Genomic DNA, 13,815 nt, shown 5'->3' with positions numbered 1-13,815 from the left:
CGACGTCAAACGCGGGTGGGCGCGCAGAATCCGGCCGGTTCCCGGACCGGGCGGCGGGCCGTGGGGCAGCCCGTCACCCGGCCCGGCGCGGGCTCGCGTCCCCTCGGGGCAGGAAAGAACGGAGCCAGGACCTCGGTGCCGCCGGACACCCCGGTTACCCGGTGCGGGACACGGGTAACCGCCGCCGGGCACGGGTAACCGCATCGGGCGAAGCGAAGGAGGTACCACATGGCGCCGGCACGACCGCCCCAGCAGCAGGATCCGCCTGGTGGCACCAAGGCGATGGACCCCCGGCCACGCGACACCGTGGACGACTACGAGGGACGAGGATTGCTGGACGGTCGCCGCGCGCTGATCACCGGCGCCGATTCCGGGATCGGCCGCGCGGTGGCGATCGCGTTCGCCAAGGAAGGTGCCGACCTCGCGATCGCCTACCTGGACGAGCACCAGGACGCCGCCCCGCAGTGGCCGGTCGACAAGCCGGAGGAGCTGACCGACGAGCAGTGGCTGCACACGTTCGACGTGAACGTGCACAGCTGCTTCCGCGTCACCGCCACCGCACTCCCCCACCTCGGCGACAGTGCGGCGATCATCAACACCGGTTCGGTGAACGGCTTGCGGGGCAACAAGTGTTCCTCGCCTCGAATCGGCTCTCCTCGTATTGCAGCAACGAAGTCATCGCGGCCCTCGGCGGCGAAACGATCCCGGGCTGAGCGCGGCGCGGCAAAGCCGGAGGAGGTGCAATGATCACGCCGAGTGCCTGCCGTCCGCCCGGCCACGGCGACCACGGCTATGACGGTGATGACGGCGCGAATCTGCTCGACGCGATGAGCCCGGCGGGCCCCCTCGTTTCACCGGGCCGCCGATGAACCTGACTTTCGACCGGACGCCCGTGGGCTGGGTGGCCCGCGCGATCCGGATCCCCGGGAGCGAACGGCGGACGCTGTTCCAGGCTGCGAAGGCGACGGCCGCCGCGGTGGGCGCCTGGCTGCTCGCCACGCTCGTACTCGGGCTGCCGCAACCGTTCCTGGCGCCGTACGCCGCGGTGTTCCTGGTGGAGTCGACGGTGTACCGCAGCCTGCGCGGGTGGGTGCAGCAGGTCGGCTCGGTCGCGACCGGGGTGCTGCTCGCCGCGGTCGCGACGCGGCTCGTGCCGGAACCGACCGCCGCGCTGGCCGTGGTGGTGTTCGCCGGGCTGCTGCTGGGTTCGTGGTGGCGTTTCGGTGGTTCCGGGGTGTGGGTCGGCGTGACCGGCATGCTGCTGGTCGTCTACGGCACCGCGGGCGATCCGGAACTGCTCGGCGACCGGTTGCTGGAGACGGCCCTTGGCGCGGCGATCGGGCTGCTGATCAACGTGTTCGTGTACCCGCCCCTGTACGGCGAACGACTCGAAGCGGCCGCCGACCGGCTGGCGGCCGCGCTGGCCGGACTGCTGGAAACCACCGCCGACGTGGTCCGCGCGGACGAACCCCCCGGGGAGATCGAAGAATGGCTCGGCCAGATCCGCGACGTGGGCAGCCTCGCTCGCGACGCCGAGGAGACCGCTGTGCTGACGAGGGAGGGCCGGTTCCTCAACCTGCGCCGGCGAAGCCGGTACCTCGGCACGCGCCACGACCGTCCACTCCGGACGCTCGTGACGCTGTGGCACCCGATCGAACAGCTGGTGGATTCGGTGCGCACCGCCTCGGAGGGGCGGGAGCCGTTCGTCTACCCGTGGCCGGAAGCCCGCGCCACCGTCGCCGATCTGCTGCTCGAACTCGCCTCGGCGGTGCGCGACACGGTCGTGCCGGAGCGGCAGCCGGATCTGGACCGCTGCCGCGAACTGCTCACCCGGGTGGAGGACCGGCTGGTCTCCTCCAACGACGGGGTGACCGCCACCCTCGGACTGGGTGCGATGGCGTTGCCGGTCCGCCGGTTCCTCCGGCAACTGGACGAAATCGACCCGCGCGGCGGCAAGTAGCCGGGGAGCCGGACGGAAAGGCTTGCGCCGTCCTGCTCCCCGGCCACCGCGGCGAGGCAGAGCTCGCCGCACACCGCCGAGCGCCTGCACTGTCCGTTTCGGACAGTTCGGCGGCGAGCCGTTCCGGTGCCCGTTGTGCTGCCGGAGCCCGCGGGTGCAGGCTCCCGGGTGCACGCGAGCGCGAGAACCGCATCAGGACCTCCCGGTGGCCGTGCCCACACCGATCCGGTCCCGGCGAGGGACTTCCGGTCGAGCGGTTTCCCGGACCGCGTCCCCGGCCCGCGAAAGGTTTACTCCCTGCCGTGGCGGGTAAGCGCAGCAGAGGGCCCGCGTGGCCCCGTTCCCCGACTTCGACCGCTCAGGACGGTGTTGCGACCATGACCGGTTTCCTCCCGCACGGATCGGGAGACAGCCCGTTCGACCAGTTCCTCGCGCAGTTCCTCGGCCAGGCGGCACCCGGACGCCGGGCCTATTCGATCGACGTCACGCGGTTGCTCAGCGACCAGGCCCGTGCGCTGGTGGCCGAGGCCGCCGGACGGGCAGGCGAATGGGGCCGTCCGCACGTCGACACCGAGCACCTGCTGTGGGCGGCCGCGCACCTGCCCGGGACCGCGCAGGCGCTGGAGCGTGCCGGCACCGATCCCACGGTGCTGGCCGAGCGCATCGAGCACGACCACGCGGTGCGCGACGGCGTCACCACGCCGGTGGGGCTCGCCCCCGGCGCGAAACGGGCGCTGCTCGACGCCCATCAGCTCGCCCGCGGCCTCGGCTCGTCCTACATCGGGCCGGAACACCTGTTGCTGGCGCTCGCCGCCAACGAGGAGTCCGAGGCAGGCAGGCTGCTGCGGGAACAGGGCAGCACCCCGGAACGGTTGCGGAACACCACGAACGGCCCGCAGGCACCTCCCGCGCGCAGCACGCCCACGTTGGACAGCTACGGCGAGGACCTGACCCAGCGTGCCCGAGACGGCGGCCTCGACCCGGTGATCGGCAGGGACGCGGAAATCGAGCAGACCGTCGAGGTACTGGCGCGGCGGCGCAAGAACAACCCGGTGCTGATCGGCGAGGCCGGGGTCGGCAAGACCGCGATCGTCGAGGGCCTCGCGCAGCGGCTGGCCGACGACGAGGTGCCGGACGTGCTCAGCGGACGGCACGTGATCCAGCTCGACCTCACCGCGATGGTGGCGGGCACCCGCTACCGCGGCGATTTCGAGGAGCGGATGTCGGCGCTGCTCGACGAGGTCCGCGAGCACCAGGACCGGCTGATCGTCTTCATCGACGAGGTGCACACGATCGTCGGCGCCGGAGCGAGCGAGAGCAGCGGCAGCCAGGGCGCGGGATCCATGCTGAAACCCGCGCTGGCCCGCGGTGAGCTGCACATCGTCGGCGCGACCACGTCGGCGGAGTACCGCACCGGGATCGAACGCGATCCCGCACTGGAACGGCGGTTCCAGCCGATCCTGGTGGCCGAACCCGCCGCGGCCGACGCACTGGCGATCCTGTGCGGCCTGCGCGACCGGTACGAGGCGCACCACCAGCTCCGCTACACCGACGAGGCACTGCAGGCCGCGGTGGAGCTGTCCGACCGCTACCTCACCGAGCGATACCTGCCGGACAAGGCGATCGACCTGGTGGACCAGGCGGGCGCCCGGGTCCGGCTGCGCTCGCGCACCCGTCCGGACAGCGTGCGCGAAAGCCGGGCGCAGCTGGAGCAGCTGCGGCGGGACAAGGACCAGGCCGTCGGCGAGGAGGACTTCGAACGCGCGTCCGCGCTGCGTGACGAGATCGCCGAGGTCGAGGCGGCGCTGCGGCCCGGGTCCGGGCGCCCCGCGGTCGCCGAGGTCACCGAAGCCGATATCGCCGAGGTCGTCTCGCGGCTCACCGGCGTGCCCGCGGCCCGCCTGACCGAAAGCGAACGCGACCGGCTGATGAAACTGGAAACCCAGCTGCACGAGCGGGTGGTGGGCCAGGACGACGCGGTGCGCGTGGTCTCCGAGGCGGTCCGGCGCTCGCGGGCGGGACTGGCCGAGCCGGGGCGGCCGTTCGGCAGTTTCCTGTTCCTCGGCCCGACCGGCGTCGGCAAGACGGAACTGGCCAGGGCACTGGCCGAAGCGCTGTTCGACGACCAGGACGCCATGGTGCGCCTGGACATGAGTGAATACGCCGAGAAGCACACCGTGAGCAGGCTGATCGGCGCGCCGCCCGGTTACGTCGGCTACGACGACGCCGGCCAGCTGACCGAGGCAGTGCGGCGACGGCCGTACTCGGTGGTGCTGCTCGACGAGATCGAGAAAGCCCATCCGGACGTGTTCAACATCCTGCTCCAGGTGCTCGACGACGGCCGGCTCACCGACGGCCGCGGACGCACCGTGCGCTTCGCCGACACGGTGCTCATCATGACCAGCAACCTCGGTTCCGATCTGGTCGGCAGCAGCACCCAGGGCGCGCTGGGTTTCGTGCATCCGGCCGAGGAGGACTCCGGTGACCGGCTGCGCGACCGGCTGCTGCGCAGGCTGCGTGAATCGTTCCGGCCGGAATTCCTCAACCGGATCGACGAGATCATCGTCTTCCGCAGGCTGGAAAGCGATCAGCTGGACCGCATCACCGAACTGCTGCTCGACCGGACGCGGCGCCGGGCGCACGCACAGGGCCTCAGCGTCGAATTCACGCCGGGGGCAGTCCGGCGGCTGGGCGAACTCGGCTACGAACCGGAGTTCGGCGCCCGGCCACTGCGCAGGGCGATCCAGCGGTACGTGGACAACCCGCTGTCGGAGATGGTGCTCTCCGGTGAACTGGCGTCCGGGCGCACCGTCCGCGTCGACGTCGGGCAGGACACGCTCCGCTTCGATCCCGTGGTCCCGGCCTGAGCCGCCCGCGTGGAGACGTTACCGGTCCTGCTCGGCATCGGCGGGCTGCTCTCGCTCGCCGCGGCGGTGCTGCCGAAGCTGGTCGCGGACCGGCCGTTTTCGACCCCGCTGGTGATGCTCGTCGCCGGGACCGGGCTCGGACTGCTGCCGCTGCCCGAGCCCTACGGCGGTGACTGGGGTGATCCGACCGGGCACCTCGGTGCCGTGGAATCGTTCGCCCAGCTGGGCATCCTGGTCGCGCTGGCCGGTGCGGGACTGTCCGTGGACCGGCCGTTCGGGCTCCGCACCTGGAGCTCCACCTGGCGGTTGCTGGGGCTGGCGATGCCGGTGTCGATCGTCGCGGTGGCCCTGCTCGGCTGGTGGTGGCTCGGCCTGGGGGCGGCCGCGGCACTGCTGCTGGGTGCGGCGCTGGCCCCCACCGACCCGGTGCTGGCCGGGGACGTCGGGGTGCCGTCCCCGGACGTCGAGCCGGACCTGGCGCGGGACAACGAGATCCGGTTCACGCTGACGACCGAGGCCGGCCTGAACGACGGCCTCGCGATGCCGTTCGTGCTGCTCGCCCTCGCACTCGCCGGCGCACGGGCGCAGATCGACGCGGGCTGGGTGGCGACCGGGCTGGTGCTGCCGCTGCTGATCGGGGTGGCCGTCGGACTGCTCGTCGGCAGGGCGCTGGGCTGGGCGATGTTCCGGATGCCCTCGTCCCGCTTCCGGCTCGCCGAGTACTCCGACGGACTCATGCTGCTGGCACTGGCGTTCCTGCCCTACGCGCTCGCGGAACTGGTGCACGGCACCGGTTTCCTCGCCGTGTTCGTCGCCGCCGTTTCGGTGCGCACGCAGGAGCGTTCGCACGACTACCACGAGGTGCTGCACGCCTTCGGCCGCCAGCTGGAGCGGCTCTTCGTCGCGGTCGCGCTGCTCGGTCTCGGGCTGGCGATCGGCGACGGCCTGCTGCACGGGCTCACCTTCACCGAAGTGCTGCTCGCGCTCGTCGCGGTCTTCGTGGTGCGTCCGGTGGTGGGCCTGCTTTCGCTGATCCGGTCCACCGCGGGCAAACGCGCGGCGGTGGCCATCTCGTTCTTCGGCGTCCGCGGCATCGGCACGATCTACTACCTCGCCTACGCCCTGCACACGCATCCACCTGGTGACGAGGCCCCGCTGTGGCGGATCGGCGCGCTGGCGGTCGCGCTTTCCGTGCTGGTGCACGGAATCCTCGCCGAACCGGTGATGCGCCGCATCGAGGAACGCGGCGCGCACGTGCCGCGTGGCTGACCGTCCGGTGCGGTCCGGGCCCGCTGGCGCCGGCGCCCGCCGGTTCGCCGCCGGGATCGCCGTGGACTGCTGCGAGTACCCCGGCACGTCCCACAACTGGGTCAGGCAAGGGATCCCGGCGGTCAGGCCGGCGGGAGGGACACCCCGCGGCGGCTCTCGTGGTAATCGTGCCGGTGGACGACCGTGCCGTCCTCGTCGCGCACCACATGCACGACGCGACGTGCCTGTGCCATGTGCCGTCCGGTCTTCACCGCGTCGTCACGTCTCTTGGCGGTGTTCGAAGCCCGGACGTGGCCGTGCACCCGGTTCTTCCACAGTCCGTTCTCGTACCGCGTCTCGACGTCGCCGTCCATGGGGGTCCTCCTCCGTCGGTCGGTACGTCAGCGGGGCGGCTGGTACGGCGTGCGACGCCCGTCCGCGCCGCGGTCGGTGAGCGCGGCACCGAACACCACCGCCGCCGCGATCACCAGCAGCACCGATCCCGCCGACGGCGACGAGGCCCACCACACCACGCCCGCCGCGGCGACCAGCCAGGCACCGCCCATGATCTCCCGCCGAATCGGCGACGCCGCCCGAAGCGCGCGCACCCCCGCGACGCCGAGGGCGAGCACCCCGGCCGCGAGAACAGCCAGCACCGGCCAGTACACGGTTTCCTCCCGGTGAGTCGGACGCGGGACCGCATTCGGTCATCAGTCCCGGTTACCCCACCACGAGCGGCGGAAAACCGACACCCGGCGCATCCCGGCCGGCGAGCACCCGCGCCGGTCTGCGCAGTACCGGTGCTTCTTCTCGAGCTGTTCCTCGTCCTGCACACCGATCCCGTCCGGCTGCGATCACCCGCTGAGCCCTCCCGATGCGTCGGGCGCCGGAACGGGTACCCGGATTGCAGGCGAAAGGAGGCGCTGATGACGAACCGCTTCCGAGGGCGGGCCGACGCGGGCGCCCGGCTGGCGGCCGCGCTCGTCCCGGCGCAGTGGCACGATCCGGTCGTATTCGGGCTGGCCCGCGGCGGTCTGCCGGTCGCGGCCCCGGTGGCCCTGCGGCTGCGGGCACCGCTGGAGCCGGCGGTGGCACGCAAGGTCGAGGCTCCGGGGCGGCCGGAGCTCGGCGTCGGCGCGGTGGCCCCGGACGGGCCGCCCTACCTCGACCGCGCCGGGCTCGCCGCAGTCGGGATCACCGAGGACGAGCTGGTGGCCGCGCTCGGCAGAGCTCGCGCGGAAGCCAGGGACCGGGTGCACCGGTACCTCGGCGACCGGCCGGCCGCGGAGGTGACCGGCCGGGATGTGCTGCTGATCGACGACGGAGTGGCCACCGGGAGCACCGCGATCGCCGCGTTGCGGGCGCTGCGCGAACAAGAGCCGGACCGGATCGTGTTCGCGGCCCCGGTCGGCGCGCCGGAGGCACTGGAGAAACTGGCCGGCGAAGCCGACGAGGTCGTCTGCCTCCTGCGCCCGTCCCGGTTCCGCGCGGTCGGCGAATGGTATGCCGATTTCGAGCAGACGACCGACGCCGAGGTCAGCTCGCTGCTCGGCGCCCGGCGGTGACCGCACGCGGCGGCAGGGCACCGTCGAGCTGCTCCATCCGGCGGCCCACGGTGAGCAGTACCACCAGCCCGGCGACCATGATCACCGCGATCGCCAGCAGTGCGTAGGTGAAGCTGCCGGTCGCGGTCTTGATCGCGCCGGTGAAGTAGGGGCCGACGAACCCGCTGAGATTGCTCACCGAGTTGATCAGCGCGATCCCGGACGCGGCGGCGGTCCCGGTCAGCCCGATCGCCGGGATGCGCCAGAACTGCGGCATCGCCGTGTAGATCCCGGCCACGCTCAGGCAGACCGCCACCAGGAACACCGGCCCGCTGCCGGCGAAGGTGGCCAGCAGCAATCCCGCCGCACCGAACGCCATCGGCACCGCGGTGGCGGTCACCGCGGTCCGGCGGCCGGCGAACCGCACCCAGGCGAGCATCACCAGCGCCGCCGCCAGGTACGGGATCGCGGACAGCAGCACGCTGCCCACCTCCGCCGTGCCGCCGGCGCGGTGCGTGATCGTGGTGATCATGGTGGGCAGGAAGAACGCCAGCGGGTACAGGCCGAACACGATCCCGAAGAACGCCACCGCGAGCGCCCACACCCGGCCGCTGGTCAGTGTCTGGCGCAGCCCGGTGAGCGCGCCGCTGCCCCGCTGCTCCTCGGTTTCGGCGGCCAAAGTCGTTTCCAGCGCGGCCTTTTCGGCGTCGCCGAGCCAGCGCGCTTCGGAGGGCCGGTCGGGCAGGAAGACGAAGATCAGGATCCCGATCACGACCGTCAGCACGCCCTCGACCAGGAACAGCGAACGCCAGCCCGCGATGCCGAACAGGTTCCGGCCCCAGGTGAGCAGCGCGGCCGCCAGCGGCGAGCCGAAGATCGACGACACCGGGATCATCAGGAAGAAACCGGTGAGCGCCCAGGACCGCTGGCGGCGCGGGAACCAGTAGGTCAGGTAGAGCAGGATCCCCGCGGCCAGCCCGGCCTCGGCGAACCCGAGCAGCAGCCGGGCGAGGTACAGCGTGGCCGCCGAGTTCACCGCGGCCGTCGCACCGGTGACCAGGCCCCAGCTGAGCATGATCCGGGTGATCCACTTGCGTGCGCCGAACCGCCGCAGCGCGAGGTTGCTCGGCACCTCGACCACGATGTAGCCGAGGAAGAACAGTCCGGCGGCCAGTCCCACCTGCCCGCTGTCGAGGTGCAGATCGCGCGACATCGGCGCGGCGAGGTAACCGAGGTTGGCCCGGTCGACGTAGCTCATCACGTAGGCGACGCCGATCAACGGGATGATCCGGATGCCGACCTTGCGCCAGGTGCGCCCGGACACGTCCTCGGGGGCGGCGCTCGCGGGCAGGCTCATGGGTGTTGTCCTTTCTGGACACCGACGGTAGTGGTCAGCGGGCGTGCCCGCGCAGCGCGGCGGTGGCGTCGTGGTCGATCGCGCCGTCGCCGGTGAGCACGACGCCGTAGTCCCCGGCCGCCCCCTCGGCGGTCACTTTGCCGTCGAGCACGTCCGCGCGGACCCGCTCGGGGTCGCGGGTGAAGGGATCGCCGTGGCCGCCGCCGCCTGCGGTCACGTGCCGGTGCCTGCTGCCTGCGGGGAGTACGAGATGGGGCTTGGATTCGAGCAGCCGTTCGCCGGGACCACCGGGATCGAGCACGTTCTGCGACGGCGTGCCTGCTGCTCCCCCGGCGAGCCCGTAGGGCAGGAACCGGCGCCGGTCGGACCGGATCTGCACGCTCGCCTCGCCGGCGAGGATCGTCATGTCCCGGAACGTGCCCAGCCCGCCGCGGAACCGTCCGGCGCCACCGGTGTCCGGCAGGTACCCGTAACCGTCCACGCGGACGTGCCCGGTGCGTTCCAGCTCCTCGACCGGGGTGTTCGCGAGGTTGGCGCCGAGCGGGCTGATCCCGTCCACCCCGTCGCGGTCGGGCCGGGCGCCCCAGGCACCGCACAGCACGTCCCACAGCACCGCCGAACCGCCGTCCTCGCCGGTGACCCCGATCGCGACGGAGTCCGGACCGCCGTCGCCTGCCGCGGGCACGCGCTCCGGGAACACCGGGGCGAGCGCACCCAGCACGGTGTCGATGATCCGGTAGGCGACCAGGCCGCGCGCGCCACGGGCGGACGGCCGCCGTCCGTCCAGAATGGACCCTTCCGGGATGACGAAGGTGAACGGCCGGTAGAAGCCGCTGTTGGCCGGGATGTCCCCGGCGAGCGCACCCTGCACCGCGGCGTAGGAGGCGGACCGGGTGAACGACGCCGTCGCGTTCAGCGCGGAGGCGACCTGCGGCGAGGATCCGGTGAAGTCGAGTTCGATCCCGGTGCCGGACAGCGTGACCTTGACGTGGAACGGGATCGGGCCCGAACCGAGGCCGTCGTCGTCGATGTGGTCGGTGCACTCGTAGCTGCCGGGGACCGCCTCGGCGAGCGCGGCCCGCAGGAGTGTCTCGGAATAGTCCAGCAGTTCCTCGGACAGCGCGTGCAGCCCGTCGACGCCGTGCCGCGCGGCGAGTGCGAGCAGTCCCGCCGCGCCTGCGTGACAAGCCGCGAGCTGGGCGTCGAGATCCCCGCGCACCAGCTCCGGCTCGCGGACGTTGCGCAGGATCAGCCGCAGGAACGTCTCGTTGAGAGTCCCGGCGTCGACCAGCCGTGACGGCGGGATCTGCACGCCCTCGGCGAAGATGCTCGTGGACTGCACGGCCATCGAGCCGGCGACCCAGCCGCCGACGTCCGCGTGGTTCACCACGGTCACCGCGAAACCCAGCAGCTCCGCCTCGGCGAACACCGGGGCGAGGACGAACAGATCGGGCAGGTGCATACCGCCGAGCGACGGGTCGTTGAGCAGGTAGACGTCGCCGGGCCGGACGTCCTCGCCGAACCCGGCGAGGATCGCGGCCATCGCGTCCGGAACGGACCCGAGATGCACCGGGCAGGTGTTGGCCTGGGCGAGCACCCGGCCGTGCGCATCGCACAGCGCGGCCGAGAAGTCCATACTGGACGCCACGATCTGGGAATGCGCGGTGCGCATGATGGTGATCGCCATCTCGTCGGCGACCCCGGTGATGGCGTTGCGGAAGACCTCGAAGGTCACGGCGTCGCGGATCATGCGGCACTCCAGTGGATGACGATGTTGTGGAACCGGTCGCGACGGGCACTGGCGCCGGGCGGGACGAGCGTGGTCGCGTCCATGTCCTCCACGATCAGCGGTCCGGCAACGGGTTCGGCGCCGAGGTCGGCCCGCCGGAGCACCGGCGTGGACACGGTCGCGGCGAACCGGCACACCCGGGAGCCGGGCGCACCGGCCGGATCGCCGGGCAGCCGCAGGACGTCCTGGAGGGACACCCCGCCGGGCAGCACGCCGCGGACGCGGAGGTTGACCAGCTCGACGAGATCGTCGCCGCCGGCACGACCGTAGGTGCGCTCGTGCTCGGCGTGGAACCGGGCACGGGCCGCCGCGAGCAGCTGTTCGGTCAGCTCGCCGTCGTCCAGCCGGACGCGCAGCTCGAACCGCTGGCCGCGGTAGCGCAGGTCCAGCATCCGCTCGACGAGCGCGGCCGGACCGAGTTCCGCGGTGACCCTGGCGGTGAGCGTGGCGAACTCCTCGGCCAGTGCGGGAATTCCGGCGAGTTCCGTGCGGTACGGGGCCACCTCGTTGCGTTCGGTGTCCGCGACGAGCAGGCCGAGGCTGCTGAACAGTCCCGGGTGGACGGGCACCACGACGGTCGAGATGCCCAGTTCCCGTGCCAGCGCGGCGGCGTAGAGCGGACCGGCTCCGCCGAACGCGACCATCGTGGCCTCCCGCGGATCCCTGCCCCGCTCGCTGGTGACGGCCTTGACCGCGGTCGTCATGCTCGACACCGCGACTTCGTAGGCGCCACGGGCGGTGTCGGGCACGTCGCGGCCGAGGCGTTCGGCGACCGGCGCGAGGGCCTTGGCCGCGAGCTCGGGATGGATCGCGACGTGCCCGCCGGCCAGGGTTTCCGGACTGAGGTAGCCGAGTGTCACGTTCGCGTCGGTCAGGGTCGGCAGCTCGCCGCCACCGCCGTAGCACGCCGGGCCGGGACGCGATCCGGCGCTGTCCGGCCCGACGTGCAGCGCGCCGGCCGCGTCGACCGAGATGACGCTGCCGCCCCCTGATCCGACCTCGGCGATGTCGATCGACGGCGTGCGCACCGGGTACCCGGCACCGGAGCCCAGCCCGCGCGCGACGTTCATCCCGCCGCCGACCTCGTAGTCGGCCGACACGAACGGCTCACCGTGTTCGATCAGCGACGCCTTGGCGGTGGTACCGCCCATGTCGAAGGCGACGACCGCGGGCAGCTCCAGCAGGCCGGCGAGTTTCTGCACCGCGGTGACGCCTGCGGCAGGCCCGGACTCGATGATCTGCACCGGCCGCCGCGTCACCGAACCCGCGTCCAGCAGACCTCCGCTGGACTGCATCACCAGCAGCGGCGCGTCGATCCCTTCCGTGCGCAGCCCGGATTCCAGCCGGGTGAGGTAACCGTGCACGGCCGGGCCGACGTAGGCGTTGACCGTCGCGGTACTGGTGCGCTCGAACTCTTGCGGCTGCGGGGAAATGTCCACCGACGCCGTGACGTAGACCGCCGGCAGCCGCGTTCGCAGCACCTCGGCCACGCGGCGTTCCTCGTCCGGGCGGAGGTGGGAGTTGAGCAGGCACACCGCGACGGCTTCGATCCCCTCGCCGGCCAGCCGCTCGGCGAGCGCGCGCACCTCGTCCTCGTCGACGGCCGGGTCCAGGTGCCCCTGGGAGGTGATGCGCTGGGCCAGCTCGTAGCGGTGCCTGCGCCGGGCCAGCGGAACCGGCTTCACCCAGGACAGGTCGTAGAGCACCGGACGGCGCAACCGGCCCAGCTCCAGCACGTCGCGGAAGCCGCGGGTGGTGACGACCGCGGTGCGGGCACCGTTCATCTCGAGGATCGCGTTGGTCGCGACCGTGGTGCCGTGGAGCATCGCGGCCACCCCGGACGGCTCGGCACCGGCGGCTTCGAGCACGCCGGTGGTGGCCGTGACGACACCGGTGCCGTAATCCGGCGGAGTCGAAAGCACCTTCGCGGGCACGACCTCGCCGTCCGGGCCGAGCGCGATCACGTCGGTGAACGTGCCCCCGATGTCGGCACCGACGCGCCAGCCGGGGCGGGACTCGGCACCGGGCTCGGAACCGGGGAGCGGACTGGGGTGCACTGCAACCTCCTACGCCGTGTTCAGCAGCTGGGAAGCACAGTAAGAACCTGTTGAGATATTAGCAATACTAAGTTGAGATCTTTTTTGATGGCTTCCGGTACGCTCAGACGTCGGCGGCGGGTGTACCGTGGCAGCGATGAACCGGCCCGAGGGAGCACCGTTGCGCTACGAGCCCGACCTGATCCGCGCGCATCCGCCTGCCGGCAGCCTGATGGAGAACACCTATCGGCGGCTCAAGCGGGAGATCATCGAACTGGTCCGCGCACCGGGCACGAGCTTCAGCGAGCAGGAGGTCGCGAAGGTCTTCGGGCTGAGCAAGACCCCGGTCCGCGAGGCGCTCGCCCGGCTGCACCGCGACGGACTGGTGCGCCCGCTGGCCAGGGCCGGATACGTGGTTTCCACGGTCACTCTCGGGGACGCGACCGATCTGTCGGACCTGCGTTCGCTGCTGCAGTCGCAGGCGGCCGCGTTGTGCGCGGAGCGGGGACTGTCCGAACCGGACGGACGACGGCTGGCCGAGCTGGGCGTCGACACCGAGGAGGACCAGCTGGGCGGCCCCGGTTTCGAGGACCGGTTCCGGGCCAACTACGAGTTCGAGTCGATCATCGCGAACGGCAGCGGCAACCGCAGGCTGGCCGCCGCGTCGATCGGCGTGTTCGACGAACTCGAGCGGATCGCCCGGCTGAGCATCCTGCTCGACCCGTCGATGCCGGCCGAGCGGATCCGCGAACGCCAGGCGATCGTGGAGGCAATCGCCGAACGCAACCCCGCCGCGGCCCGCGAGGCCATGCAACGCCGGACGGCAAGCGCCCGCAGGGAAATCATCGGCGCACTGGCCGCGAGCCGCTCGGTCACCCACGCCGAGATCGCGGTGCCCTGACCCCCTCGTCTCGACGACCAGCAGCCCGACTCCCCGGACACCCGGCTCGAGCACGCACCCCTATCGCGGCCCAACCCACCCAGCCGGTCACACACCCAGCTCGCAGGCCACCC

Annotated in this window: 11 protein-coding genes and 1 pseudogene; 7 read left to right on the top strand and 5 right to left on the bottom strand. The window is 72.1% G+C overall.

All coding sequences use genetic code 11. From position 1 onward, the window contains the following. Window positions 1-228 precede the first annotated feature (228 nt). The 5 genes and pseudogenes from ABD793_RS01990 to ABD793_RS01970 all read left to right on the top strand — a co-directional run. Window positions 229-630, top strand: a pseudogene (locus ABD793_RS01990) (SDR family NAD(P)-dependent oxidoreductase); the annotation flags it as partial. Window positions 631-743: 113 nt separating this feature from the next. Further along, the gene (locus ABD793_RS01985; RefSeq protein ID WP_344854583.1) at window positions 744-869 is read left to right on the top strand and encodes a hypothetical protein; all 126 of its coding nucleotides are present in this window, start codon (window positions 744-746) and stop codon (window positions 867-869) included. Then, window positions 866-1,960: an FUSC family protein gene (locus ABD793_RS01980; protein WP_344854581.1), complete on the top strand. Its 1,095-nt coding sequence runs from the start codon at window positions 866-868 to the stop codon at window positions 1,958-1,960. Before ABD793_RS01985 ends, ABD793_RS01980 begins: the two co-directional genes overlap by 4 nt. A 377-nt stretch (window positions 1,961-2,337) precedes the next feature. Further along, window positions 2,338-4,827 (top strand): ATP-dependent Clp protease ATP-binding subunit, encoded by a 2,490-nt coding sequence (locus ABD793_RS01975; RefSeq protein ID WP_344854579.1) that lies wholly within the window; start codon window positions 2,338-2,340, stop codon window positions 4,825-4,827. Between the two features lie 9 nt (window positions 4,828-4,836). Further along, window positions 4,837-6,096 (top strand): cation:proton antiporter domain-containing protein, encoded by a 1,260-nt coding sequence (locus ABD793_RS01970; RefSeq protein WP_344854577.1) that lies wholly within the window; start codon window positions 4,837-4,839, stop codon window positions 6,094-6,096. A 122-nt stretch (window positions 6,097-6,218) separates the two neighbouring features. On the opposite strand, the gene ABD793_RS01965 is transcribed toward ABD793_RS01970, so the two are convergent. Both ABD793_RS01965 and ABD793_RS01960 read right to left on the bottom strand, forming a co-directional pair. Next, window positions 6,219-6,449: a DUF2188 domain-containing protein gene (locus ABD793_RS01965; protein ID WP_344854575.1), complete on the bottom strand. Its 231-nt coding sequence runs from the start codon at window positions 6,447-6,449 to the stop codon at window positions 6,219-6,221. Window positions 6,450-6,476: 27 nt separating this feature from the next. Beyond that, the gene (locus tag ABD793_RS01960) at window positions 6,477-6,743 is read right to left on the bottom strand and encodes a hypothetical protein (protein ID WP_344854573.1); all 267 of its coding nucleotides are present in this window, start codon (window positions 6,741-6,743) and stop codon (window positions 6,477-6,479) included. Between the two features lie 258 nt (window positions 6,744-7,001). On the opposite strand from ABD793_RS01960, the gene ABD793_RS01955 reads away from it, so the two are divergent. Further along, the gene (locus ABD793_RS01955) at window positions 7,002-7,640 is read left to right on the top strand and encodes a phosphoribosyltransferase (protein ID WP_344854571.1); all 639 of its coding nucleotides are present in this window, start codon (window positions 7,002-7,004) and stop codon (window positions 7,638-7,640) included. Here ABD793_RS01955 and ABD793_RS01950 read toward each other — a convergent pair. From ABD793_RS01950 to ABD793_RS01940, 3 genes are read right to left on the bottom strand one after another with little or no spacing between them, the layout of a single operon-like run. Then, complete coding sequence (locus tag ABD793_RS01950) at window positions 7,612-8,976, bottom strand: MFS transporter (RefSeq protein ID WP_344854569.1); 1,365 nt, start codon at window positions 8,974-8,976, stop codon at window positions 7,612-7,614. The genes ABD793_RS01955 and ABD793_RS01950 overlap by 29 nt on opposite strands. 34 nt (window positions 8,977-9,010) lie before the next feature. Continuing rightward, entirely contained in the window at window positions 9,011-10,726 is a 1,716-nt protein-coding gene (locus tag ABD793_RS01945; protein ID WP_344854567.1) for a hydantoinase B/oxoprolinase family protein, read from the bottom strand. After that, window positions 10,723-12,822: a hydantoinase/oxoprolinase family protein gene (locus tag ABD793_RS01940; protein ID WP_344854565.1), complete on the bottom strand. Its 2,100-nt coding sequence runs from the start codon at window positions 12,820-12,822 to the stop codon at window positions 10,723-10,725. The genes ABD793_RS01945 and ABD793_RS01940 overlap by 4 nt, the downstream gene beginning before the upstream one ends. A 136-nt stretch (window positions 12,823-12,958) precedes the next feature. On the opposite strand from ABD793_RS01940, the gene ABD793_RS01935 reads away from it, so the two are divergent. Then, the gene (locus ABD793_RS01935; protein WP_344854563.1) at window positions 12,959-13,702 is read left to right on the top strand and encodes a GntR family transcriptional regulator; all 744 of its coding nucleotides are present in this window, start codon (window positions 12,959-12,961) and stop codon (window positions 13,700-13,702) included. The last annotated feature ends 113 nt before the right edge of the window (window positions 13,703-13,815 follow it).

It is taken from the genome of Amycolatopsis ultiminotia (assembly GCF_039536925.1).
GTDB classification, from domain to species: Bacteria; Actinomycetota; Actinomycetes; order Mycobacteriales; family Pseudonocardiaceae; genus Amycolatopsis; species Amycolatopsis ultiminotia.
This window is presented reverse-complemented; position numbering and strand designations above follow the sequence as displayed.